This window comes from Antarctobacter aquimaris (assembly GCF_900184945.1).
Classification (GTDB): domain Bacteria; phylum Pseudomonadota; class Alphaproteobacteria; order Rhodobacterales; family Rhodobacteraceae; genus Maliponia; species Maliponia aquimaris.
The window spans coordinates 98,367-122,562 of the sequence record NZ_FXYF01000007.1 but is presented as its reverse complement, the minus strand read 5'-3'; the positions used below and the strand labels follow the sequence as shown (position 1 = coordinate 122,562).

Below are 24,196 nucleotides of genomic sequence, written 5' to 3'. Positions count from 1 at the left end.
ACCGGCAGCTTCCCGCGCATCGGCGGGTCACCGCGTCCGGCCACGCAGGATGTCGCGGATGTCGCCCTGCGGCCGGTTGCGGGTAAAGGCCAGGATCATCCCGACCGCGATGCCGCCGGCGATCAGCGACGACCCGCCATAGCTGACAAAGGGCAGCGTCATGCCCTTGGCCGGCAGCAGCCGCACCGCGACACCCATGTTGATCATCGCCTGCACGCCGAACATCGCCACCAGCCCGGTGCCCGCGAGGCGGATAAAGGGGTCCCGCTCGCGCATCAGCCGGACAAAGCTGCGGATCACGATGGCCGAATACAACGACAGGATCACCAGCACCAGCACCAGGCCGTATTCCTCGGCCGCCACCGCGATGATGAAATCGGTGTGCGCGTCGGGCAGGCTCCACTTGACCTCGCCCTCACCCACGCCGACGCCGAAAAATCCACCCTCGCGGATCGCGTTGGTGGCATAGCCCAGCTGCGTCGTCGGATCGACGTCCGGGGTCAGAAAGCCGTCGATCCGCCGCGCGAAGTGTTCCGAGGCGTTGTAGGCCCCGACCCCGCCCAGCACGACCAGACCGGCCAGCGCCACCAGCAGCACCATCGGCGCGCCGCCGACGAACCACATCACGCCCCAGCCGAACAGCACCAGCGCCGCCTGCCCGAAATCCGGCTGGAACGCCAGCATCAGCACGATCGTGGTCATCAGGACAAAGGAATAGAGCCGCCCCGGCGGGCCGCCGATCTCCTGCCCCGCCGCCATCAGCCAGGCGGCCATGATCACGAACAGCGGCTTGAGGAACTCCGAGGGCTGCACGCTGGCGAACCCCAGGCTGTACCAGCGCACCGCGCCCTTGCCGAAATCGGTGCCGAGGACCGGCAGCAGCGCCAGCGCCACGAAGGCGCCGAAAAAGCCCAGGATCGCCAGCCGCCGCACCATGACCGGGTGCATCATCGACACGATGAACATCACGATCATCGCCAGCCCGCCAAAGAAGGCCTGCCGCTGCACGTAGTAGAACGGCACCAGCCCGTTGCGCTCGGCCAGCGGCGGCGAGGCCGCCAGTCCCAGCAGCAGCCCCACGCCGAACAGCATGAGAATGCAGGACAAGGTCCACTTGTCCACCGTCCGCCACCATTTCGGCAGGACCGGCTCGCCGCCCCGGACGGGCGCCGCGCCATAAACCATTTCCGTCATCCGAACACCGCTCAATTGCCTCGGAACGCCCGGTTTTTCCGGGTCTGAGAGGCACCCTAGCCGATCCGGGGCGATCTGGCCACAGAATTGCGGTTGCGGGTTCGCCTTTGTGCCTGACGGTTTGCCTGGCCCCTGCCGGACAGCCGGTGGGGGGGCGCTGCCCCCGTCGCCCCCTGCGGGGCGACTCCCCCGGGAGTATTTTCACAGAGAAGAAACCCCGGGGCGCGCGCCCGGACGGTCGGCGGCTCACCAACGCGGAGACCACTCCACGTCCTCGCCCCGGCGCGCCTTTTCGCGCGCTTCCTCCAGCCAGTTGCCGTGCCGGGCATGCGCCTGCAAGCGGCGTTCGCGCTCGGCCTTGTCGCGCTTGTCGACCTCTTCCAGCGCGTGCACGTCCCAGGGCGACACGAGGCCGCCCACGACCCGCCCGTGCCGCGTCAGCAGGTAGCGCCCGCCCTGCATCTCCAGCCGGCGCAGGTACAGCGCCATTTCCTTGCGGAAATCGGCGACCGACAGTTCGCTGGCGACAAAGCCTGTTCCCTCGATGTACTTCATGTGGACAGGCTGGGGCCGTGCGGTTAACAGGGCCTTGCGCGTGCGTGCGCGGGTTTCCCGGATGGGTGAACAAGGCGTTACCGCTTTGTACAAAAGGACTTTTTTCGCGTACAAGACGTACAAAACGTACAAAAGCCGGGTGCCATGCACTGTCAGACCCTGATCCTTGGCGCCGGCGCCGCCGGCATGATGGCCGCGGCGCACGCCGGGCCCGGCGTGCTGGTCCTCGACCATGCGAAAAAGCCCGGAGAAAAGATCCGGATTTCCGGCGGCGGGCGCTGCAACTTCACGAATTTGTACTGCGATCCCAATGCCTTCCTGTCAGGCAACCCGCATTTCGTGAAATCCGCCCTGGCGCGCTACACGCAATGGGATTTCATCGACCTGGTGGGCCGGCACGGCATCGCCTGGCATGAAAAGACGCTGGGGCAGCTGTTCTGCGACGGCAAGTCCACCCAGATCGTCGACATGCTGTTGAAAGAAATGGAGAAATCCGGCGCGCAGTTGTGGCTGGAGACCACGGTCCGGCAGGTCCGCCACAGCGACGGAAGGTTTGTCACGCGTGTTGAAAAGGCCGGGGAGCCCCTTGAAATCACGTCGAAAAACCTGATCCTGGCCACCGGGGGCAAGTCAATCCCAAAGATGGGCGCGAGTGGCCTGGCCTACGAGATCGCCGCGCAGTTCGGCCATGCCCTGACCGAAACCCGCCCCGCCCTGGTCCCACTGACCTTTGGCGACCGCTTTGCCGGGATCTCCGGCGTGTCGGCCAAATCTTTGGTTTCAAACGACAAAGCCAGCTTTCCCGAGGCGCTGTTGTTCACCCATCGCGGGCTGTCCGGCCCGGCCATCCTGCAAATCTCCAGCTACTGGCGCGAGGGCGAGGAGATCGTGGTCAACCTCCTGCCCGACCTCGATTTGTCCCGTCATTTCAGGGAGATGCGCCGCAGCCAGGGACGCCGCGCCGTGAGCGCCGAGCTCTCGGCGCATCTGCCGACGCGGCTTGTCGCCCACCTGGGACAAGAGCTTGATTTCAAGGGGAATATCGCCGACCTGTCGGATGCCCGCATCGCCGCGCTCAGCGAGGGTCTGACCTCCTGGCGGCTGAAGCCCACCGGGTCCGAAGGTTATCGCACCGCCGAGGTCACGCTGGGCGGGGTCTGCACCTCGGGATTGGACTCCAAGTCCCTGATGTCAAACCATCTTCCCGGTCTCTACGTGATCGGCGAGGCGGTCGATGTCACCGGCTGGCTGGGCGGGTACAACTTCCAGTGGGCGTGGTCCTCGGGCGTGGCGGCGGCGCGGCACATCGTCGAAACGGCCTAAGCGATGCCCAGAACCCTCTGAACACAGACGATAAAATCCTCTCCGCGCTTTTCGAAGTTGTCGTACTGGTCAAAGCTCGCGGCCGCAGGGGCCAACAAAACCACTTCTCCAGGCTGCGCCTCGGCGCTGGCGCGGGCCACGGCCTCGGCCATGACGGTGCAGATTTCCGCCTCGATTCCGGGCAGTTGCAGGGCAAAGCTCTCGGCCTCTCGGCCGATGACATAGGCCTTGACGACGTGCTCCAGCCCCGGCGCCAGAGCCGCCAGCCCGCCCTCCTTCATCAGCCCGCCGCAGATCCAGCGGATCTTCGGGAAGGCTTGCAGCGCTTTCAGCGCAGAATCCACGTTTGTGGCTTTGGAATCATTGACATAGGCGACGCCGTTCAGATCGACGATGTGCTGGCTGCGGTGCGGCAGACCGGGATAGGTCCGCATCGCCGCCTCGATCTCGCGCGGGGGCAGGCCCAGGCTGCGACAGGCGGCATAGGCGGCGCAGGCGTTCTGGTGGTTGTGCGCGCCGGGCAGGCCCGTGATCTCGCGCAGGTCGATCGCGCCGACCTGCCGGCCCTTGCGCCATTCCGCCAGAAATCCTTTGCGCGCAAAGACATACCAGCCAGGTCCGCTCAGTTTCTGGCCGCTGGAGACGCGGATCACGCGGTCATCGGCCCGGCCCTCTGACAGCTGCCCGGCCAGGAACAGCCCCTCGACCTCGTCCACCCCGATCACCGCCCGGTCCGGCCCACCCTCGGCGAACAGCCGACGCTTGGCCGCGAAGTAGCCGCCAAGGCCCGCGTGCCGATCCAGGTGATCGGGCGAAAGGTTCGTGAAAACAGCGACATCCGGGGTGAGGCTGCGGGCAAGTTCGGTCTGGTAGCTGGACAGCTCCAACACCACCACGCCGCCGTCCTCGGGCGGGTCGATGTCCAGCACGCCGCGGCCGATGTTGCCCGCCAGTTGGCTGTGCCGCCCCGATGCTGTCAGGATGTGGTGGATCAGTGCCGAAGTGGTTGATTTTCCATTGGAACCTGTGACCGCGATCACCTTGGGCGGGGTCTCGTGAGCGTCGAAATCCGCGCCCAGGCTGCGGAAGAACAGCCCGATGTCGTTGTCCACCGTCACCCCGGCCCGCAGCGCCGCCGCGATCACCGCGTTCGGCTGCGGGTAGAGATGCGGGATCCCCGGCGAGGTGACGAGGCAGGCAACGTCGTCAAAGCTCTCGGCGCGGTCCAGCCGACGCACCTCGAAGCCCTCCGCCTCGGCCCTCTCGCGCGCGGCGGGCGTGTCGTCCCAGGCCACCACCCGCGCGCCGCCCTCGCGCAGCGCGCGCGCCGCCGACAGGCCTGACCGGCCCAGCCCCAGCACGGCCACGACCGCGCCATCGAACCCGACGACCGGGATCACCGTGCCACCTCGTGCCGGTTGGTGACGTAGGTCGCGGTGTTGTACGCGAGGTCGAAGGAGAAGTAACAGTCTTGCAAGATCAAAGCCTTCACCGCCACTTCGACCTCAGCCATCAGGGCGCGGGTAAAGGCCGCGTCGCGGTGCGGCTTGGCCAGCAGGCTGAGCGACAGCAGGACGTGGCTGTGGTGAAACACCGGCGCGGGATAGGCGCGGCCCTTGCAGGCCCCGGCGCCGGGATCGTGGCGCTGGATCACCTGTTCGACCGCCGCAAGGATCGCCTGAGCATCGAGCGCCAGGTCATTGGAATACTTCAGTTCCGCATGTGGCATGACAGCCGCCCCCTCCCGCGTGACCGGCGCCGCGCCGTCAGCGTACCTTCAGCGTCGCAAGGCCGATGATCGCCAGGATCAGCGAAATGATCCAGAAGCGGATGACGATGGTGGGCTCGGCCCAGCCCTTCTTTTCATAGTGATGGTGGATCGGCGCCATCAGGAAGACCCGCTTGCCAGTGCGCTTGAAGTACAGCACCTGGATGATGACCGACAGCGCCTCGACCACGAACAGCCCGCCGACGATGCCCAGCACCAGCTCGTGTTTCGTGGCCACCGCGATGGCACCCAGCGCGCCGCCAAGCGCCAGCGAGCCGGTGTCGCCCATGAAGACCGCCGCCGGCGGCGCGTTGTACCACAGAAAGCCCAAGCCCCCGCCGGCGACCCCAGCGGCAAAGATCAGGATCTCGCCGGTACCGGGAACGTAGTGCACGTCGAGGTACTCGGAAAAGTCGACCCGCCCCACCGCGTAGGCGATCACGCCCAGCGTCGAGGTGGCGATCATCACCGGCATGATTGCGAGGCCGTCAAGGCCGTCGGTCAGGTTCACCGCGTTGGCCGCACCGACGATGACGATCATCGCGAAGGGCACGAAGAGGTAGCCGAGGTTCAGCAGCGCATCCTTGAAGATGGGAAAGGCCAGCCGGTTGGTCAGCGCCTCGGGGTGATAGTGCGCGGCCCAGACGGCGGCGAGCCCCGCAATCAGAAAACCCAGCAAAAGCCGTACCTTGCCGGACACGCCGGCGGTGTTCTGCTTGCGCACCTTGGCGTAGTCGTCGGCAAAACCGATGGCGGCATAGGCCGCGGTGACAAACAGCACCATCCAGACAAAGGGATTGTCCAGCCGCGCCCAGAGGAGGGTCGAGGTGGTCAGCGCGCCGATGATCAGCAGCCCGCCCATGGTGGGGGTACCCGCCTTGACGAAATGGCCTTCGGGACCGTCGCTGCGGATCGGCTGGCCCTTGCCCTGCCGCTTGCGCAGCACGTTGATCAGCGGCCGGCCGAACAGGAACCCGAACACCAGCGCCGTGAGGAACGCCCCGCCCGCGCGGAAGGTGATATAGCGGAAGAGGTTGAACACATCGCCCCCGTCGCTGAGTTCGGTCAGCCAGTACAGCATGGGGTTACCTCGTCCTACCCGTCCACATCCGGTGTCGCTTGGCGCAATTTGCGGATCGCGTCAACCACGCGCCCGACGCCCATGGACAGCGATCCCTTGGCCAGCACCACGTCGCCGGCGTCCAGGTCGCGCGCCACGCGTTCGGCCATCTTTTCGCTGGTATCGGTCCAGTGGCCGCGCTTGGCCTCGGGCAGCGCGCGCCAGAGGTGCTGCATCAGCGGGCCGATGCAATGCACGATGTCGATCTGTTCCAGCGCCGGGTTGCTGGCGATCGCGACATGCAGCGCGACCTCCTGCGAGCCGAGTTCGCGCATGTCGCCCAGGTAGGCGATGCGCCGTCCATGCGCGACCCGGCCGATGTCGTCGCGCGGCTGCGCCCCGGCCAGCACCTCCAGCGCGGCGGCCAGCGAAGCGGGGTTCGAGTTGTAGGCATCGTCGATCAGGTCGACGCTCATCCGTGTGTCGACGACATCCAGCGGGATGCGTTCGCGCAGGCCCCGGCCGGCGCCCGCCTGCCACTGGCCCAGCGCGGTGACGGCCAGCGCCCGGTCCAGCCCCAGCGCGGTCACCACGGCCAGAACGCCCATGGCGTTGACCGCGAAATGCCGCCCCGGCACCATGACCTTGTAGAGCACCGGCGACCGCCAGGCGCGCCCTTGCACCACGGTGCAGTCGTCGCGCACGGACACGGTTTCGACACGGTGGTTGTTGGCCGGGCCTTCGCCAAAGGTGATCCGCCGCGCCGCGTGGCGGCCTGCGATCTCACGCAGGATCGGCGTCACGTCCAGGTCGCCATGGTAGACGGCAATGCCCTCCGGACCCAGCCCTTCGAAGATCGAGGCCTTTTCCCGCGCGATGCCCTCGATGTTCTCGAAGGCCGCCAGGTGCGCCGGGGCGACGGTGGTGATCATGGCCACGTCCGGCCGCGCCATGCGCGACAGCGGCGCGATCTCGCCGGGGTGGTTCATGCCGATCTCAATCACCGCGAAATCCACGTCCCGCGGCATCCGCGCCAGCGTCAGCGGCACGCCCCAGTGGTTGTTGTAGCTCTTTTCGGCGGCATGGACGGTGCCCTGCGCGCCCAGCACCGTGCGCAGCATCTCCTTGGTCGAGGTCTTGCCGACCGAGCCGGTCACCGCCACCACTCGCGCCCGCGTGCGCGCGCGCGACGCCTCGCTCAGCGCTTCAAGCGCGGCCTGCACGTCCTTGACCAGCAAGAGCGGCGCGGAGTTGTCCACACCTTCGGGGATATGGCTGACCAGCGCGGCCGCGGCGCCCTTTTCCAGCGCCTGTGCGACGAAGTCATGCCCGTCCCGCGCCGCCTTGAGCGCCACGAAGAGGTCGCCGGGTTCCAGCGTGCGGGTGTCGATCGACACGCCGGTTGCGGCCCAGGTGCAGGGCGTGGTGCCAGCGGTGGCGGCGACCGCCTCGTCAGAAGTCCAGAGCGCGTTCACAGCCGCCTCCCGTCCAGCGCGGCGACCGCCACGCTGGCCTGTTCGACGTCGTCGAAGGGATAGACCGTGTCGCCGACGATCTGCCCGGTTTCGTGCCCCTTGCCGCAGATCAGCAACGCATCGCCGGGGCCCAGGCTGTCGACGCCGCGCAGGATCGCCTCGGCGCGGTCGGCCACCTCCAACGCCTCGGGCGCGCCGTCCAGCACCGCGCGGCGGATCGACGCCGGGTCCTCGGAGCGCGGGTTGTCGTCGGTCACGATGACGCTGTCGGCGTGCTCTGCCGCCGCCATCCCCATCAACGGACGTTTGGTCCGGTCACGGTCGCCGCCGGCGCCGACGATGGCCACAAGGCGGCCCATGACGTGCGGGCGCAGCGCCTGGCAGGCGGTCGCCACCGCGTCGGGCGTGTGGGCGTAGTCGACAAAGACCGTCGCCCCGTTGTCGCGCGCCGCCGCCAGCTGCATCCGCCCGCGCACCGTGGTCAGCAGCGGCAGCACATCGAACACGTCCTCGGGATCGCCGCCGCAAGCGATCACCAGCCCCGCCGCGACCAGCACGTTTTCCGCCTGGAAGCCGCCGATCAGCGCCAGCCGCTCCTGCCGCACGATGCCTTCGAAACTGACGCGGATCACCTGCCCGGTCGGGTCGAAACGCTGGGCCTCCAGGCAGATGTCCGCCGCCTCGCGACCGACGGTGATGACATCCTGCCCGCGCGCCCGTGCAATGGACAGCATGTCGACGCCGCGCGGGTCGTCGATGTTGATCACCGCCACCCCGTCCTCGGGCAGCACACGGCCGAACAGCCCCGCCTTGGCGGCGAAATACTCGTCAAAGCTGGCGTGATAGTCCAGGTGGTCCTGGCTGAAGTTGGTGAAGCCCGCCGCCGCCAGCGTCACGCCGTCCAGCCGCCGCTGTGCCAGCCCGTGGCTGGAGGCCTCCATCGCCGCATGGGTCACGCCGGACTGTGCGGCGCCTGCCAGCATGCGGTGCAGGGTGATCGGTTCGGGCGTGGTGTGTTTCAAGGGCGCCTGCCAGTCGCCTTCGACCCCGGTGGTGCCGATGTTGACCGCGCGCATGCCCAGTTCCTGCCAAAGCTGCCGGGTGAAGGTGGCGACCGAAGTCTTGCCGTTGGTGCCGGTCACCGCGACAACCGTGTCGGGCTGCGCGCCGAACCACAGCGCCGATGTATAGGCCAGCGCCTGGCGCGGGTCCTCGGCGATCACCAGCGCCGCGTCGGAGGCGGCCAGCTCCTTTGCCGCGATCTGCGCGCCGGTGGCGTCGGTCAGGATGACTGCGGCGCCCATGCGCAGTGCGTACTGAATGAATTCGCCCCCATGCACCCGGGTGCCGGGCAGCGCCGCGAACAGGAACCCGTCCTGCACCTCGCGGCTGTCGACCGCCAGCCCGGTGACCGTCGCCTCGCGCCCGCCGCGCGCATGCAGGCCCAGCTGCGAGAGGCTTTTCGTCAGGATCTTGCGCTCAGACGCCATTGCTCGTTTGCCCCCGGTTCTCCAGTTGTCCGACCGGCCGACGCGCCCGCCCGGGACCAGCCCCGGACGCCCCTCAGTCCGAGGCCGTCGTCGACGTCTCCAAATGCCCCTGATCGTACTCCGGGCGCAAGTCCAGAAGCGGCGCTACGCGCTCGATGATCTCGGCCGCGACCGGCACGGCCGTCCAGCCGGCGGTCCGTCGCGGTTCCTTGCCGGTCGTCTCGACCGGCTCGTCCAGCGTGACCACCAGCACGTAACGCGGGTTCTCCGCCGGGAAGATCGAGGCGAAGGTGTTGATGTTCTTGTCCTTGAAGTAGCCGCCGCCGGGTTTCTGCTTTTCCGAGGTGCCGGTCTTGCCAGCCACGTGGTAGCCCGGCACATCGGCAAAGCTGGCGGTGCCGTGCGGATCGTTGACCACCTTGCGCAGCATCACCCGGGCCGCCGCCGCCACGTCCTCGCTCAGCAACTTGTCGCCCACCACCGGGCGGTCCCGCTTGAGCAGAGTCGGCTCTACCGTATGGCCGCCATTGGCCAGCATGGCATAGGCCGCCGCCATGTGCAGCGGCGAGACAGAAATGCCGTGCCCAAAGGAGACCGTGACCGTGGTCTGGTCGCTCCAGCGGGTCTGGACCAGCGGCTTACCGGTCTTGGCCTCCACCAGCTCGACGTGCGGCGGCTCGAAAAAGCCGAGCGCCTTGAGAAACGCCTGCTGCCGCTGGCCCCCGATCATCAGCGCGATCCTGCCGGTGCCCCGGTTCGAACTGCGCACGATCACCTGTTCGGCGCTGATCTTGCCGTAGTTCTTGTTGTTGAATTCGCTGAACTTGTGGCCACCGACCGCGAAGGGCGGCGAGGTGTCGATGATTGTCTCGGGGTTCACGAGGCCCAGTTGCAGGGCCTGCGCCACGGGAAAGATCTTCATCGTGGAGCCCAGCTCGTACACGCCCTGCACCGCGCGGTTGAACAGCGGGCTGTCGTCGGGGTTGCCCTTTGTGGGCGGCGGCGGGCGGTTGTTGGGGTCGAAGTCCGGCAGCGAGGCGATGGCGATGATCTCGCCGGTGCGCACGTCCATCAGCACGCTGGCCGCACCCTTGGCGTTCAGCAGCTTCATGCCCGCGTCCAGCACCTGTTCGGTCGCCGCCTGCACCGACAGGTCGATCGACAGGGTCAGCGGTTCACCTTCGCGCGCCGGATCCTGGAGTTCGGTGTCGAAGAACCGTTCGATTCCCGCCGTGCCCACCAGTTCGGCAAAGGCCACGTCCTGCTTGCCGAACCGCGTGCCGCCCAGCACATGCGCCGCCAGCGGGCCATTGGGATAGAGCCGCATCTCGCGCGAGCCGAACAGCAGCCCGGGTTCGCCGATGTCATGCACGGCCTGCATCTGCTCCGGGCTCAGCTTTTGCCGGATCCAGAGGAACTTGGTTTCCGGGTTGGTAAAGCGCGCGGTCCAGACGTCGGCATCGAAATCCGGGAAAATCCTGGCCAGTTCCTGCGCCGCGCGGAGCGGGTTGACCATGTCGCGCGGGTGGGCATACAGCGCGTGCGTCGACATGTTGGTCGCCAGCACCCGGCCCTGCCGGTCGACGATGTCGGCCCGGCTGGTGATGACCGAGGCGCCGGTGGCCTGCGCGCGCGGCTCTTCGGGTTCGGAGGCGGACAGCATCCCCATCCGCGCACCGATCACCGCGTAGGCGCAAAAGAACATCAATGCCAGGACCAGCAGGCGCCCCTCGGCGCGCAGGCGCATGCGGTCGCGCATCTCCTCGTGCCGCAGGCGGCGGTTCTCGCGTTCGATGGCGTCGGGGTTTTCGCCGTTGCGGCGGGCCTCAAGGATGCGGGCCAGCGGGCGCAGGGGAATGCGGGTCACGGGTTGGTCGCTCCCATTGAGGTCACGTCGACGGGTTCGCTCAGGTCCATCGCCGGGGGCGGCGGCGGGTAGGACACCTGGTCGATGCTGCCGAACTGGTCGGGGCGCAGCGGCAACAGGCCCAGCCGGTCATAGTTCAGTTCGGCCAGTTCGCTTAGCCGGTCGGGGCGGTTCAGGTAGGCCCATTCGGCGCGCAGGATCGCCAGCCGCTCGCGCGCGGCGCCGATCTCGCGGCGCAGGCTGTCGACTTCGTCCAGCGCGTCCTGGGTGCGGTAATTCTCGTAATAGGCCCAGTAGCCGGAGCCGATGACGGCGAGGGCCGAGAGGAGGAACAGCAGGCTGCGCATCTCATCTTTTCCTTGTCATTTCGGGCATCGACAGTTCGGCCGCCGCGATGGCGCGGGCCGGCACCTCGGTGCGCCGCCCGACCCGCAGCTTGGCCGACCGCGCGCGGGGATTTTCGGCCAGTTCACGGTCGTCCGGGCCGATGGCCTTGCGGGTCAGCACCTCGAAGGGTTCGGTCGCCTCAAGCGACTGGTCGCCGTAGCGGTTGACGTGGGTCTTCCTGTCGCCGTGCAGTTGGAAGAACCGTTTCACCATGCGGTCCTCGACCGAATGGAAGGTCACGACCGCCAGCCGCCCGCCCGGTTTCAGCGCCCGTTCGGCGGCCATCAGCCCCTGCCACAGCGCGTCGTATTCGCCGTTCACCGCGATCCGCAGCGCCTGAAAGCTGCGGGTGGCAGGGTGCGCCTGCCCCGGCTTGGCGCGCGGCAGGCAGCCCTGGACGATCTCGGCCAGTTGCAACGTGGTGGTGATGGGGCGCGCCGCGACGATCCGCTTGGCGATCCGGCGCGAGGCGCGCTCTTCGCCGTAGAGATACAGGATGTCGGCGATCTCGGCCTCGCCCGCGGTGTTGACGATATCGGCGGCGCTGGGGCCGTCCTGCCCCATCCGCATGTCCAGCGGGCCGTCCCGCATGAAGGAAAAGCCGCGTTCGGCCCGGTCCAGCTGCATCGACGACACGCCGAGATCGAGCACCACGCCATCCACCGCCTCGGCCACTGTGTCCATCTGCGCGAAATTCGCCAACACCAGCCGCAGCCGGTCGCCGTAGACGGCGCCCCAGTCGCGCGCGAGGTCATGCGCCAGCGGATCGCGGTCGATGCCGATCACGAGGTCCGCGCCCGCCTCCAGCAAGCCGCGGGCATAGCCGCCCGCGCCCAGGGTGCCGTCGATCCAGGTGCCCGTCACCGGCGCCACCGCCTCCAGCAGGGGGCGCAGCAGCACGGGGACATGGGGCGCACCGCCGGATTGAACCGCCGGACCCGCCACCTAGAGATCCTCGATTTCGTCGAGCCACTCCATCGGGTCTTCCGGCAACGCCTCGGACAGGTCTTCGTCGTTGATCGAATCCGTCGGGGTGTAGCGCTCGGCGGCCCAGATGTGGAACTTGTTCAGGCTGGCCACGGCAAAGGTCTCGGTCTCGATGCCGTAGCGCTCGCGCAGCTTGGCGGGGATCACGATCCGCCCGGTGTCGTCCACCGAGGCGTTCACCGATCCCGCCGAATAGATCTGCGTCATCAGTTTCTTGCGCTCACCGGCCTTCATCGCGTCGATCTTGGCCTCGATCCGCTCCATCTCCTCGACGGTATAGCATTCGAGGTAGGGCAACTTGGCGTTGCCGTAGACCATGACAAAGTTGGGGGTGGCGTTTTCCTTGGACTCGGGGTTCCAGTCCGGGTCGCCGGCTTCGAGGACACGGCGAAACGAGGCGGGAATGGACATCCGCCCCTTGCCATCGACCTTCAGTCGATGCTCGCCTCTGAACCTCAGCCTGCGGCTCACTGCCCCGGCCCCTCAATCCCCCGATTTGAAACGAAATGCGGCGGGTTGATCAGCTGCCATTGATCAACCCGCCGCTTGACCCGCAAAGCGGGTGTCTCCGACAACGCGCGCCACCTGGGGGGATGTCTGCTCGCCCGCGCGCCGGATCCTCTTGTGTCGATGAGAGCGGCTGCCTGTATGAACCTGCTCTTTTGTTCTTTTATCGTTGGGGTCTTTGTGTCGCCCCGCCGCTGCTCTCTTCGATGAACTAGGGATGCCATGGGAAATGATGGCACGCAACTGTTATTTTCTGGGAAAGAGCCGATCCAGCCGGTGGCCAGCGCATCGAAAATCAGGCAATATTGACTTCAAGGGACCAAATTGCGCAAACTTGGTTACTCATGGAAAACACAACACAAGATGTAGAGATCCCCTTGGTCGCAGATTTTTTCCCATCCAATCCCAAAATTTCTTCAGAAAAGGCTCACGCCAAGGCAAATCACCGCCTCGACGCGCCAGTTTTGCCCGAATCCCGCCCCCGAATCACTCGAAAAACGCAGAGTCGACCCGGACTCGGCAGAGATTCGCGCAGCAGGCGCCAGGCGCTCCCAAGCCAGTGGTATAATTTCCCATGAATGGCCGACCCCAACACCAGGCCGCGCGCCCGCAAGGACCCGCCGATGCGTCCCGGACCTGCACCGGACAGGTGCAAATCCGCGGAAATCGTGAGATCACTGACACAGCCGCAGGGCGGCACACCACGAAAGCGGATCCATGCTGAACACACTTGCGGAGTTCCTTGACCGTGGCGGCCCGGCGCTCTGGGCGATCTTCATCCTGTCGATCCTGACGCTGACGCTGATCTTCTGGAAGATCCTTCAACTGGTCCGCCTCGGGACGTGGAAGAGCAAGGGCGCAGAAACGGCGCTGCGTTTCTGGGGACAGGGGCAGACCTCGCTGGCTCTGTCGCAACTGTCCTTTGACCCGGCGCCGCGCTCCCGCGTGGTGCAGGCCGCGATGCAGGCGCGCCTGTCGATCCCCGAAGAGGACGCACGCGAGGAATCCGCCCGCCAGGCCCGCGCGGTGCTGAGCGAAACCCGTATCGGCCTGCGGATGCTGGAGCTGGTGGTGACCATCGCCCCGCTGCTGGGCCTGCTGGGCACGGTGCTGGGCATGATCGACGCCTTCCAGTCGCTTCAGGACAGCGGCCAGCAGGCTGACCCCGCCACCCTGGCCGGCGGCATCTGGGAGGCGCTGCTGACCACCGCCGCCGGCATGGCGGTGGCGATCCCAGCCTCGGTCGCGCTGTCGGTCTTCGACGGGCTGTCCGACCGGCTGGCGCATGACCTCGAGGATCTTGTCAGCCGGGTCTTTACCACCCCCTGGACCTACGACGAGGAAGACGAAGGCAGCGCCTGACCGATGATCCGCATGCCGCTTTCCCCGCGCCGCCGACGGCCCAGCCTGACGCCGATGATCGACGTGGTCTTTCTGCTGCTGGTCTTCTTCATGCTGGTGGCGCGCTTTGGCGGCGAGGACGGGATTTCGCTGCTGCTGGCCGGCCCGCAGGACGGCGCGCCCTATACCGGGCCGCCGCGCCTGGTGACCGTCCTGCCGGACAGCGTCACGCTGAACGGCCAGGCGGTGGCCGACCTGCCCGCAGCGCTTGGCCCGCTGATGGCCACGCCGCAGGACGTGGTGATCGTCCGCCCCGCGCCTGGGACAGAGGTGGGGCGCCTGCTGGCCGTGCTGGCCGTTCTCGAGAAGGCTGGACTGACCCGGCTGGCCGTGGTGGAGTAGCGGCATGGCGCGCAACCGCCTCCACATGCCGCACCGTCCCTGGCCCGGTCCGTCAAAGCCCCGGTCAGAGCCGGTCGTGCCGATGATCAACGTCGTTTTCCTGATGCTGATCTTCTTCCTGCTGGCGGCGGATTTCGGCAAACCGGACGCCCGCCCCGGCAGCACCCTGACCCGCGCCGACGCGCCCCCCGCACCGACACCGCGGGTCCTGGTGCTCGCGGCGTCGGGCGCGCTCAGCTACGGGGCCCTCACCGAGGACGCCGCCCTGGCCGCCGCGGTGGCCAACGGGCCGGTGCGCCTCCAGGTGGCCGTGGCGGTCGAGGCCAGCCGCCTGGCGCAGGCGCTGGGACGGCTGGCGCGGGCCGGGGCGGCGCGGGTCGACGTGGTCACCGCCGGAGGTCCGGCGCGATGAGGCGGCCGGGGCCGTTGGAGATCGCGCTGTGCCTCCTGCTGGCGCTGGTCGCGCATGCCGGTGCCCTGGTGCTGTTGTCCCTGCCGGGAGACGAGGCCGCGCCGCCCGGTGTCGCGCTTGCCCCGCCCACGCCGGAACTGGCCGCGCTGGTCGCCGCCTGGGACAGCGCCCCCGAAACCGCCACCCCCGAAGCCCCGACTGCCCCGGAAAGCGCCGAGGCCCCGGCCGCCCCGGGAGCCGAGCCCTTTACCCCCGTGCGCACGCCGGTGCCGCGCCTGCCACGCGCTGCCGAGGCGGCCCATTCGCTGCCGGTGACCGAAGTCGCGTCGCCGGGACGCCCGGTGTTGACCGCCAGCGCGCCCGCGCCGCTGGCGCTCCCGGATCCGGCGGCCACCGGCGCGGCCCTGGCCGGGCGGGCGGCGCTGACAGCGGCGCCGGACGCGCCGCGCACAGCGGCCCCCCGGTTCGCGGCGCTGACCGCCGGGGCGTTGCCGACGCTTGACCTGCGCACAGCGCCGCCGCCGCCGCCCCGCCCGGGGCCTTCTCCGGTGGCCCCGACCGCGCCGCTGACCGAGGCTTCCCCCGCGCCAGCCGCCACCCCGACCGCGCCGCGCCTCGCAACGGACCAGGCCGCCGCCCCTGTGCCGCAACTGCCGGATGCCCGCCCGACCGCCGACGCCAGCCTGCCGCCTCCGCCGCCCACGCCGCGCGGCGCCCCGGCCACGCAACCCGAGCCGCCGGACCCGGTGGTCGCACCAGACCCGCAGGGCGCGCCGCCCGCTGGCGACCTCGGCCCGCCCACCGCGCAGGCGGTGGCGTCCTCGCCGCGCCCCCTCGCCCGGCCCGCGCTTGTCGACCCGGGTCCGCCGCCGACCGTGGAACTGTCGGAACCGAGCGAGGCCCCGCCCGCGGCCACCGCCACGCCCGATCCGGCCCCCCCTGACCCTGCCCCGGCGCCCCCGGCCGCCGACCCGGCGACACAGGACCCGGAACTTGCCGTCCCGGACGCCCTGCCGCCGGAACGCCCGCTCGAAGAGCTTGGCCCGCCCACGGCACAGGCGGTGGCAACCTCGTTGCGCCCGGGCGCGCGCCCGCCTGCACAGCGCCCCGATCCCTTCACCCTGCGCCCGCAGGCCCGCCCTGAGGGTCTGGCGCTCCAATGACCCTCGGACGGCACCCGCCGCCCCCGGCTTGACCCTCACCGCCCCATCCTAGATACCTCGGGCAACCAAGGAGCCGTCATGACCGTTCCCGTCCTTACCGACAGTCATTGCCACCTCGATTTTCCCGACTTCGACCAGGAGCGCCCCGAGGTGATCACGCGCGCCCTCGACGCCGGGGTGCGCCGCATGGTCACCATCTGCACCCGGTTGCGCAACGAACCGCAGGTGCGCGCCATTGCCGAAGCGCACGAGCCCGTCTTCTACGCCGCCGGAACCCACCCGATGTCCGCCGCCGAAGAACCGCTGGCAACAGTCGACCAGCTGGTCGCGCTGTCGCGGCACCCCAAGTTCGTCGGCATCGGTGAGACCGGCCTCGACTACCACTACACCGCCGACTCGGCCGAGGTGCAGCGCCGGAGCCTGCGCCTTCACATCGAGGCGGCGCAAGAGACCGGCCTTCCGCTGATCATCCACGCCCGCGACGCGGATCAGGACATGGCCCGCATCCTGACCGAAGGCTTTCGCGCGAAGGAATACACCTGCGTCATGCACTGCTTTTCCTCCGGGGCAGGGTTGGCGCGGGCCGCGCTCGACCTCGGGTTCTACCTGTCGATGTCCGGCATCGCCGCCTTCCCCAAGTCGCAGGAGCTGCGCGACATCTTCGCCGCCGCCCCGGTCGACCGCATCCTGGTGGAGACCGACAGCCCCTACCTGGCACCGCCCCCCCATCGCGGCCGACGCAACGAACCGGCCTATGTCGCGCATACCGCGCGCAAGGGCGCCGAGGTCTTTGGCCTGGCGTTCGAGGAGTTCGCCGCGCAGACCGAGGTCAACTTCGACCGACTCTTTGCCAAGGCCGCCGCCTGGCAGGACACAGCCCGCCAAAGGCCCGCCCGCGAGGCCCGTGCATGACGGCCGAGTTGCGCTTTACCATCCTCGGCTGCGGGTCGTCCGGTGGCGTGCCGCGCCTCGGCGGTCACTGGGGCGCCTGCGACCCGGCGAACCCGCGCAATACGCGCCGCCGCTGTTCCCTGCTGGTCGAACGCCAGACGCCCGAGGGCACCACGACCGTCCTGATCGACACCACGCCCGACATGCGCGCGCAGCTGCTCGACGCCGGGGTCGGCACGCTGGATGCCGTGGTCTGGACCCATGGCCACGCCGACCACACCCACGGGCTGGACGACCTGCGCCAGATCGTCTTCAACACGCACAAGCGGCTGAACGTCTGGGCCGACGGCGAGACCCAGGACAACCTGCTGTCGCGCTTCGCCTATGCCTTTGTGCAGCCCGAAGGGTCGCCCTACCCGCCGATCCTGAACCTGCACACCATCAAGGGGCCCTTCAGCATCACCGGCGCCGGCGGGGCGATCACCCTGACCCCCTTCGAGGTCAATCACGGCAATATCGACGCGCTGGGCTTTCGCATCGGCGACCTGGCTTACCTGCCGGACGTGGCCACCATCCCCGATGACGCCTGGCGCCACCTCAAGGACCTCGACTGCTGGATCCTCGACGCGCTGCGCCGCACGCCGCATCCGACCCATGCGCATCTCGACCTGGCGCTGGAATGGATCGCCCGCGCGACGCCGCGCCGCGCCGTGCTGACCAACATGCACATCGACCTCGACTATGCCGAGATCGAGGCCGAAACCCCCGCCAACGTCACCCCGGCCTACGACGGCATGGTCATCCGCTATGCACTCTGACCGGCCGCGGCCCGACCGCGCGGCCGCTTTCGCGTCTTCTCGTTGCAAATACGCCAAACCGACCTGCCCGCGACGCCACGCCGGGCATCCCACCCGCCGCCCGACGCAGTGACATGCAGGCGCTGATCGACGTCATCCTGCCGGTCTTCCTGGTGATCGGCGCGGGCTACCTCGCGGCCTGGCGGGGCTGGTTCCCGGACTCGGCCGTCGACGGGCTGATGGTCTTCACGCAGAACTTCGCCATCCCCTGCCTGCTGTTCCGCGCGCTCTGGACACTGGACATCGGGCCGGACTTCGACCCCTGGCTGCTGGTCAGCTTCTACACCGGTTCGGCCAGCGGCTTCGCCGCCGGGCTCCTGGGCGCGCGCTACCTGTTCAAGCGCGACTGGGAGGACTCCGTCGCCATCGGCTTTTGCGGCCTCTTTGCCAATTCCGTCATGATCGGCCTGGCGCTGACCGAACGCGCCTACGGCACCGACGCGCTCAAGGCGAACTACGTCATCGTCGCGCTGCATTCGCCGTTTTGCTACGGCATCGGCATCACCGCGATGGAAATCGTCCGCGCCCGCGCCGCCGGCATCTCGAATCGCGCGCTGCCGGCCAAGGTGGGCCGCGCGATGTTCCGCAACGCGCTGGTGATAGGGATTGGCCTGGGGTTTGTCGCCAACCTCATGAACCTCGACCTGCCCGGTGCGATGACCGATGCGCTGGACATGATGGTCCGCTCGGCGCTGCCCGCGGCGCTGTTCGGCATGGGCGGCGTGCTGTGCCGCTACAAGCCGCAGGGCGATTTCCGCGTGATCGCCTGGATCTGCGCCGTCTCGCTGATCCTGCACCCCCTGGTCACCTGGACGCTGGGCAAACTGACCGGGCTGTCGGTCGATGCCTTCCGCTCGGCGGTGCTGACGGCGGCCATGGCGCCGGGCATCAACACCTATGTCTTTGCCAACATGTACGGCCGGGCGCGCCGCGTCGCCGCCTCGGGCGTGCTGATCGCCACGGCGCTGTCGGTGCTCACCGCCTCTGTCTGGCTCTCGCTGCTGCCCTGAACCGCCCCCCTTGCCGCCAGGGGTCGCTTTCTGACAAGACGCCTGCGTGCGGGGCACCGATCCTCGCCCGAACTCCAAGAGGCCCCATGACCCAACCGGCAGACCGCACCACGCTCGGCATTCTCTTCATGCTGGCCTTCTGTATCTTCGCGCCGATGATGGACGCGCTGGCCAAGGCCACGCCCGAGGTGGTGCCGGTGCCGCAGATCGTCGCCTTTCGCTTTGCCATCCAGGTGGCGATCCTGCTGCCGCTGGCCGCCATGCTGGGCCACAGCCTGCGCACCGGCCTGCGCGACACGCTGCTGCATTTCGGCCGCGCCTTTGCGCTGCTGGCCGCCACCGGCTGTTTCTTTACCGCGCTGCGCTACATGCCGATCGCCGACGCCATCTCGATCTTCTTCGTCGAGCCGTTCATCCTGATCCTGCTGGGCGCACTGTTTCTGGGTGAGCCGGTGGGCTGGCGGCGGCTGTCGGCCTGCGCGGTGGGCTTTGGCGGCGCGCTGCTGGTGATCCGGCCCAGCTTTTCCGACCTCGGGCTGGTGGCGCTGCTGCCGCTGGGCACGGCGGCGCTGTTCTCGGTCTACATGCTGATGACCCGCGCCATGGCGCGCCGCCAGCACCCGCTGGTGCTGCAGACCCACACCGCGCTGGCGGCCACCGCGCTGATCCTGCCCGTGCTCTGGCTGTTCGACGGCAGCGGCCACGCGCTGCTGGACCCGGTCTGGCCCGAGGGCCGCGCGCTCTGGACCCTGGCCGGCGTCGGCGTCATGGCGACCATTTCGCACCTGTTCCTGACCTATGCGCTGCGCCTTGCGCCCGCCGGGACCGTCGCCCCGATGCAGTACCTCGAGATCGTCGGCGCCACGGTGATCGGCTATTTCGCCTTTGCGGATTTCCCGACGCCGCTGACCTGGGTCGGCATCGCGATCATCGTCGGCTCGGGGCTCTACATCTTTGAACGCGAACGCCGGCTGGACCTGCGCACCCGAATCCCGCCGCCACCGCCATGACACAGCGCGCCTCCACGCCCGCCCCGCGCGTTTCGCCCGGGCGTCTTCTGGCCGGAAACATCCCGGGGCAAATGACATGACCCAGCCGGATCTCGACCGCCCGCTTCTCGGCATCGCGCTCATGCTCGGCTTTTGCGTGCTCGCGCCGTTCGCCGATGCCATGGCCAAGCTGCTGGGGCCGCACCTGGCCGTGGGCCAGTTGGTGACCCTGCGTTTCGCGGTGCAGGCGCTGATCCTCGTACCGCTGACCCTGGCCACCGGCCGCGCTTGGCGGATGGACCGCCGGACCCTCGGGCTGGTGGCGCTGCGGACCCTGCTGCACATCCTCGGGATCGGGCTGGTCTTCACCTCGTTGCTGTACCTGCCGCTGGCCGATGCCATCGCCATCGCCTACGTGATGCCTTTTGTCCTGCTGCTGCTGGGGTTCTGGTTCCTGGGCGAGGAGGTGGGCCTGCGCCGCCTCGCCGCTTGCGCGGTGGGCTTTGCCGGGACGCTGATGGTGGTGCAGCCGGCCTTTTCGCAGGTCGGCTGGCCCGCGCTGCTGCCGCTGGGCGTCGCGGTGATCTTTGCGCTCTTCATGCTGGTTACCCGTCAAATTGCGGGCCGGACCGACCCGATCGGGATGCAGGCGGTCTCCGCCCTGATGGCGCTGGCGCTGCTGGTGCCGGTCATGGCCCTGACACCTGCCGACACCCTGCCCCAACTGGCCTGGATCGCCCCGACCGCCCAAGGCTGGACGCTGGTCGCGCTGATGGGGATCACCGGGACAGGCGCGCACCTGCTGATGACCTGGTCGCTGCGCTACGTCCCGGCCTCGACGGTTGCGCCGATGCAGTACCTCGAGATCCCGTTCGCCACCGTGGTGGGATTCGCCCTCTTCGGCGATCTGCCCGGCCCTCTCGCTGCCTGCGGCATCGCCGTCACCATCGCCGCCGGTCTCTACATCATCCTGCGCGAGCGGGCCATGCACCGGGCGCGGCCGCCAGTGCCGCAAGCAATTCACTCAGGCACGCCACCGGCAGGATGAGCAACATCACCGGGGCGTCCATCCACAGCCGCAGCGGTCCTGTCACCTCGTTCGAGGTGCCGATCACCCCGGCCGGACGGAACGCCAGCCCGTCAAGCGGCCAGCGCAGCCCCTGCGACCGCGCCGTGACCGGCCCCATCGGAAACAGGGACAGCCGCGTGCCGGGCGCCAGCGCCAGCGCGATCTCCGGCGGGCAAAGCATCACGACATCCTCGGCCCCGACCAGCACGCAGCGCCGCTCGGGCCGCAGGCACAGCACCGTCATCGCCGCCAGCTGGTGGTCCAGCCGATCGCCGAGAAAGCCGTGTCCCAGCACCACGGGCGCCGCGATGTGCCTCAGGCATTTGTCGAAATCGGTGCTGTCCTGTTCGTCGACCGGGCGCAGCACCCCCGGCGCCAGCCGCTCCTGGATCTCAGGGGCGAGCGAGTCCATGTCGCCGTAGACCGCGTCGGGCATCCGCCCCAGCGCCAGCACCCGCGCCGCACCGCCATCGGCCGCCACGACTGTTTCCGCAGCCCGGACAGCGGCGGCCAGCACGGCCGGCTCCGCCGCACCACCGCCCACCAGAAGAACCGGCGCATCGCTCTGAACAATTTTAGAATTCATGGCCGATTAATGGCGCTTTGCGAAACAGACCACAATCCGGTCACGAAATGATACCCTTGCGGGCACAGATTCGATCAGCTTTCGTCCCGGTCAACGTGGTAAACACACTGTTGCAGAACGACAGAAAGTGAGCAGCACAATGGTGAGTTCGAGCAAGATCCTGACCGTTTCCTACGGAACCTTCTCCTGTACCGCAGAGGGATTCGACGATCCGCTGGACGTGGTCAAGGAGACCACGCATTTCTTCCGCGGTGTGGTGGGAGAGGATCGCTTTTTCGGCGCCGAACCGCCGCAGTTCGATCCCGAGCTGGCGTCGGAGTACCTGCGCGACAGGCTCGCAGACAGCAGCGGCGGCACGCTGACGCTGGGCAGCCCGCCACGGGTGCGCACCGCCGCCGCCTCGGCCGGCGCGATGGCCGCGTCCTTTGCCGCCGAACAGGCGCGTCCGACCCCCGCGGCCGACCTGCTGCCCGACGATGACACCATCGAAGCCACCGCCGTTCTGACCGAACGACCGGCGCCGGAGGACGTGGAGATCTCGCCCGAGATCCTGCCCGTCGACACGGTGCCCGCCGGGGCGGAGGCCGCGCCTGCTCCGCGGTCCTCCGCCCCGGACGATATCGCCGCCAAGCTGGACCGCATCCGCGCCGTGGTGGCCCAGGCCGAAGAGGCCGAGGCCGCCGCCATCGCAGAGCCTGCGGACATGGCGGATCCCGTCGCGCTGGCAGACGACGCCGACACCGATCTGATCCCCGAGACCGACGACCTGCCCGACCTCGAACTGTCCGCCGAACTGCTGGCCGACATGGCCGACATGGCCGAGGAGCCCGCGGTCGAGGAGGCCGCCGAGTTGATCGAACCGACAGCGGCGCAGATGTTCGACGAGAGCGACGCGGAGGAGGACGACGCCGACGAAGACGAAACAGCCGAAATCGACGACGATCTCGACGATGACGACGACACCGACGAAGACACCACCGAGGCCGACTCCGATCGCGACGATGCGCTGGAGTCGCTGCTCGAGGAGTTCGTGGTCGAAAGTACCGACACCGAGGAACTGGACTTCGACGCCATCGCCGACGAGACGGCGGACGACAGCGAAGACGTGACCGCGCTGGACGCCGCCGTCGCCGACCTGCTGGCCCGGGAAGACGCCGCAGAGGCCCCGGCGCCCGCTCCCGAAACGGCGCGGGCCAGCGCGCTCTCCGCCGCGGCGGCGGCCGTCGCCGCGCTGGTCGGCGGCAAGAGCAAGCCTGCCCAGGCCGCCCCCTCCGAGGCGCCCCGCACACGCGGTGACCATGACGAGGACCACGCGGACGAGGACGCGCTGGACGAGGCCTGGACCACAGAAGCCAACGCACCGCCCCCCGCCACGCTGCGCGACCTCGACCTCGACCTCGACCTTGAGGACGAGGACGAGGACGACGACCGCATCGAAGCCGAAGCCCCCGCGCCGGCCCCCGCGCCGTCCGGTCCGCCCGTTCGGGCCCGGATCGTCAAGGTCAAGCGTGCCGCGCTGGAAAAGGCGATCGACTCCGGTGCCCTGGAGGAGGTGTTCGACACCCCCACCCCCGCCGCTGCACCGGCATCCGCTGCCACTCCCGCCGCACCGGTCAGCGAAAGCAGCCTGTCGGAGGAGGAGGAGGAAGAACTCGCCCGTGAGCTCGCCGCCGTGAAGGCCGAACTTGCCAGCGACTTCGGTGCCTGGGACGAGGACGACGACGAGGACGACACCAACGACGTCGCCGAGTCCGGCTGGGACGCCGACGACGACGAAGAGGACGAGGACGAGGACGACGAAGAAACGCTCATCGACGATGACGCGCTGAAGTCCGCCCTTGGCACGCCGGCGGCCACCACGCCCCTGCGCCTCGACAACCCGATCCGCACGCCCGACCGTGGCTGGGGCATGGGACCGGAATCCCAGTCCGAAAGCCTCGAGGACGACGGGGACGAGGACGAGGACGAGGAGATCCCCGAGGCGGTCCGCGACAGCGCCCGCAAGGCGGTCAAGATGGCCAGCCCGGCACGCGCTCTGCTGACCGAACGCGAGGTCGAGGACGACGACACCTCGCGACTGCTCGACCAGACCAACTCCGAGATGGACGAGCCCGAGGGCAACCGCCGACGCAGCGCCATCGCCCACCTGCGCGCCGCCGTCGCGGCGACCAAGGCGGACCGGATGCTGGGCCGCAAGGCCGATGCCGCCGAGGAGCAGGAGCCCTACCGCGAGGACCTGGCCAGCGTGGTGCGCCCGCGCCGCCCGCAGACCGCCGGCGCGCGGACCGAACGCCCGGTCAGCGAACCTGCCACGCCGCTCAAGCTGGTGGCCGAGCAGCGCATCGACACCGCGGAGCGTTTCGCCGATGCGGCCGCAGCGGCTGCCCCGGTGCGTCCCCGCAGGGTGCGCCGCGCCGAGCCTGAGGACTACGCCCAGGGCGACGCGCAGGACGATAGCGGCTTTGCCACCTACGCCCGCAGCGTCGGCGCGGCAGACCTGCCCGAACTGCTCGAAGCGGCGGCGGCCTACATGTCCTACGTCGAAGGTCGGGACCAGTTCTCGCGCCCGCAGCTGATGACCACGCTGCGCCAGGCCGAGGTGACCGACAGCTCACGCGAGGACCGGCTGCGCAGCTTTGGCCAGCTCCTGCGCGAAGGCAAGATCCGCAAGACCTCCGGTGGCCGCTTCACCGCCGCCGAAACGATCAGCTTCAAGCCCGCCGCCAACGGCTGACCGACCCCAAATAGCGGAAAAGCTCCCGCGGACAGCTTGGCTCGTTCCGGAAACGGGGACATGAGAGTTGGGAAACACCCGGTTTCCCAACTCTCAACGTTTGTACGGACCGAGATGTCAGGTATGAGC

Annotated in this window: 23 protein-coding genes; 11 read left to right on the top strand and 12 right to left on the bottom strand. The window is 68.8% G+C overall.

Annotated elements, in window-relative coordinates:
* Window positions 1-27: 27 nt before the first annotated feature.
* Both MAA8898_RS13955 and MAA8898_RS13950 read right to left on the bottom strand, forming a co-directional pair.
* Window positions 28-1,194 carry a peptidoglycan glycosyltransferase FtsW gene (locus MAA8898_RS13955; RefSeq protein ID WP_094021646.1) on the bottom strand — a complete coding sequence of 389 codons (1,167 nt, stop codon included), beginning with the start codon at window positions 1,192-1,194 and terminating at the stop codon, window positions 28-30.
* A 246-nt stretch (window positions 1,195-1,440) separates the two neighbouring features.
* On the bottom strand, window positions 1,441-1,749 hold the full coding sequence (locus MAA8898_RS13950) for a hypothetical protein (protein WP_094021645.1): 309 nt from the start codon (window positions 1,747-1,749) through the stop codon (window positions 1,441-1,443).
* A 144-nt stretch (window positions 1,750-1,893) separates the two neighbouring features.
* Between MAA8898_RS13950 and MAA8898_RS13945 the strand changes: the two genes are divergently transcribed.
* Window positions 1,894-3,072: a BaiN/RdsA family NAD(P)/FAD-dependent oxidoreductase gene (locus tag MAA8898_RS13945; RefSeq protein WP_094021644.1), complete on the top strand. Its 1,179-nt coding sequence runs from the start codon at window positions 1,894-1,896 to the stop codon at window positions 3,070-3,072.
* Here MAA8898_RS13945 and murD read toward each other — a convergent pair.
* The 9 genes from murD to MAA8898_RS13900 all read right to left on the bottom strand — a co-directional run bounded on the left by murD (window position 3,069) and on the right by MAA8898_RS13900 (window position 12,577).
* A complete protein-coding gene (gene murD, locus MAA8898_RS13940) occupies window positions 3,069-4,472 on the bottom strand; it encodes a UDP-N-acetylmuramoyl-L-alanine--D-glutamate ligase (protein ID WP_094021643.1) in 1,404 nt (467 codons plus the stop codon). The two genes, MAA8898_RS13945 and murD, sit on opposite strands and share 4 nt — an antisense overlap.
* Window positions 4,469-4,801 carry a hypothetical protein gene (locus MAA8898_RS13935; RefSeq protein ID WP_094021642.1) on the bottom strand — a complete coding sequence of 111 codons (333 nt, stop codon included), beginning with the start codon at window positions 4,799-4,801 and terminating at the stop codon, window positions 4,469-4,471. The genes murD and MAA8898_RS13935 overlap by 4 nt, the downstream gene beginning before the upstream one ends.
* A gap of 37 nt (window positions 4,802-4,838) precedes the next feature.
* Window positions 4,839-5,921, bottom strand: a complete 1,083-nt coding sequence (mraY, locus tag MAA8898_RS13930) for a phospho-N-acetylmuramoyl-pentapeptide-transferase (RefSeq protein ID WP_094021641.1) — start codon at window positions 5,919-5,921, stop codon at window positions 4,839-4,841.
* Between the two features lie 14 nt (window positions 5,922-5,935).
* On the bottom strand, window positions 5,936-7,375 hold the full coding sequence (locus MAA8898_RS13925; RefSeq protein WP_094021640.1) for a UDP-N-acetylmuramoyl-tripeptide--D-alanyl-D-alanine ligase: 1,440 nt from the start codon (window positions 7,373-7,375) through the stop codon (window positions 5,936-5,938).
* Window positions 7,372-8,865 (bottom strand): UDP-N-acetylmuramoyl-L-alanyl-D-glutamate--2,6-diaminopimelate ligase, encoded by a 1,494-nt coding sequence (locus MAA8898_RS13920; protein ID WP_176445164.1) that lies wholly within the window; start codon window positions 8,863-8,865, stop codon window positions 7,372-7,374. The genes MAA8898_RS13925 and MAA8898_RS13920 overlap by 4 nt, the downstream gene beginning before the upstream one ends.
* Before the next feature lie 73 nt (window positions 8,866-8,938).
* On the bottom strand, window positions 8,939-10,732 hold the full coding sequence (locus MAA8898_RS13915; protein ID WP_094021639.1) for a peptidoglycan D,D-transpeptidase FtsI family protein: 1,794 nt from the start codon (window positions 10,730-10,732) through the stop codon (window positions 8,939-8,941).
* Window positions 10,729-11,079, bottom strand: coding sequence for a cell division protein FtsL (gene ftsL, locus MAA8898_RS13910; RefSeq protein ID WP_094021638.1), 351 nt, complete (start codon window positions 11,077-11,079; stop codon window positions 10,729-10,731). The genes MAA8898_RS13915 and ftsL overlap by 4 nt, the downstream gene beginning before the upstream one ends.
* Before the next feature lies 1 nt (window position 11,080).
* The gene (rsmH, locus tag MAA8898_RS13905; RefSeq protein WP_094021637.1) at window positions 11,081-12,064 is read right to left on the bottom strand and encodes a 16S rRNA (cytosine(1402)-N(4))-methyltransferase RsmH; all 984 of its coding nucleotides are present in this window, start codon (window positions 12,062-12,064) and stop codon (window positions 11,081-11,083) included.
* Window positions 12,065-12,577, bottom strand: a complete 513-nt coding sequence (locus tag MAA8898_RS13900; protein ID WP_094021636.1) for a division/cell wall cluster transcriptional repressor MraZ — start codon at window positions 12,575-12,577, stop codon at window positions 12,065-12,067. It lies immediately after the preceding gene.
* 753 nt (window positions 12,578-13,330) lie between these two features.
* Between MAA8898_RS13900 and MAA8898_RS13895 the strand changes: the two genes are divergently transcribed.
* From MAA8898_RS13895 to MAA8898_RS13855, 9 genes are all read left to right on the top strand, one after another.
* On the top strand, window positions 13,331-13,975 hold the full coding sequence (locus MAA8898_RS13895; RefSeq protein WP_094021635.1) for a MotA/TolQ/ExbB proton channel family protein: 645 nt from the start codon (window positions 13,331-13,333) through the stop codon (window positions 13,973-13,975).
* Window positions 13,976-13,987: 12 nt separating this feature from the next.
* Window positions 13,988-14,356 (top strand): ExbD/TolR family protein, encoded by a 369-nt coding sequence (locus MAA8898_RS13890; protein ID WP_245853412.1) that lies wholly within the window; start codon window positions 13,988-13,990, stop codon window positions 14,354-14,356.
* A gap of 4 nt (window positions 14,357-14,360) precedes the next feature.
* Window positions 14,361-14,768: an ExbD/TolR family protein gene (locus MAA8898_RS13885; protein ID WP_141194860.1), complete on the top strand. Its 408-nt coding sequence runs from the start codon at window positions 14,361-14,363 to the stop codon at window positions 14,766-14,768.
* Complete coding sequence (locus MAA8898_RS13880; RefSeq protein WP_141194859.1) at window positions 14,765-15,931, top strand: hypothetical protein; 1,167 nt, start codon at window positions 14,765-14,767, stop codon at window positions 15,929-15,931. Before MAA8898_RS13885 ends, MAA8898_RS13880 begins: the two co-directional genes overlap by 4 nt.
* Window positions 15,932-16,009: 78 nt before the next feature.
* The gene (locus tag MAA8898_RS13875) at window positions 16,010-16,843 is read left to right on the top strand and encodes a TatD family hydrolase (protein WP_094021631.1); all 834 of its coding nucleotides are present in this window, start codon (window positions 16,010-16,012) and stop codon (window positions 16,841-16,843) included.
* Window positions 16,840-17,640: an MBL fold metallo-hydrolase gene (locus MAA8898_RS13870; protein ID WP_094021630.1), complete on the top strand. Its 801-nt coding sequence runs from the start codon at window positions 16,840-16,842 to the stop codon at window positions 17,638-17,640. The genes MAA8898_RS13875 and MAA8898_RS13870 overlap by 4 nt, the downstream gene beginning before the upstream one ends.
* A gap of 113 nt (window positions 17,641-17,753) precedes the next feature.
* Window positions 17,754-18,689: an AEC family transporter gene (locus MAA8898_RS13865; RefSeq protein WP_094021629.1), complete on the top strand. Its 936-nt coding sequence runs from the start codon at window positions 17,754-17,756 to the stop codon at window positions 18,687-18,689.
* Window positions 18,690-18,775: 86 nt separating this feature from the next.
* Window positions 18,776-19,699, top strand: a complete 924-nt coding sequence (locus MAA8898_RS13860) for a DMT family transporter (RefSeq protein WP_094021628.1) — start codon at window positions 18,776-18,778, stop codon at window positions 19,697-19,699.
* 76 nt (window positions 19,700-19,775) lie between these two features.
* The gene (locus MAA8898_RS13855; RefSeq protein WP_094021627.1) at window positions 19,776-20,726 is read left to right on the top strand and encodes a DMT family transporter; all 951 of its coding nucleotides are present in this window, start codon (window positions 19,776-19,778) and stop codon (window positions 20,724-20,726) included.
* Here MAA8898_RS13855 and MAA8898_RS13850 read toward each other — a convergent pair.
* Window positions 20,644-21,333 carry a thiamine diphosphokinase gene (locus MAA8898_RS13850; protein WP_094021626.1) on the bottom strand — a complete coding sequence of 230 codons (690 nt, stop codon included), beginning with the start codon at window positions 21,331-21,333 and terminating at the stop codon, window positions 20,644-20,646. The genes MAA8898_RS13855 and MAA8898_RS13850 overlap by 83 nt on opposite strands.
* 127 nt (window positions 21,334-21,460) lie before the next feature.
* Here MAA8898_RS13850 and MAA8898_RS13845 point away from each other — a divergent pair, with 127 nt between their 5' ends.
* Window positions 21,461-24,067, top strand: coding sequence for a hypothetical protein (locus MAA8898_RS13845; RefSeq protein ID WP_141194858.1), 2,607 nt, complete (start codon window positions 21,461-21,463; stop codon window positions 24,065-24,067).
* Window positions 24,068-24,196 lie beyond the last annotated feature (129 nt).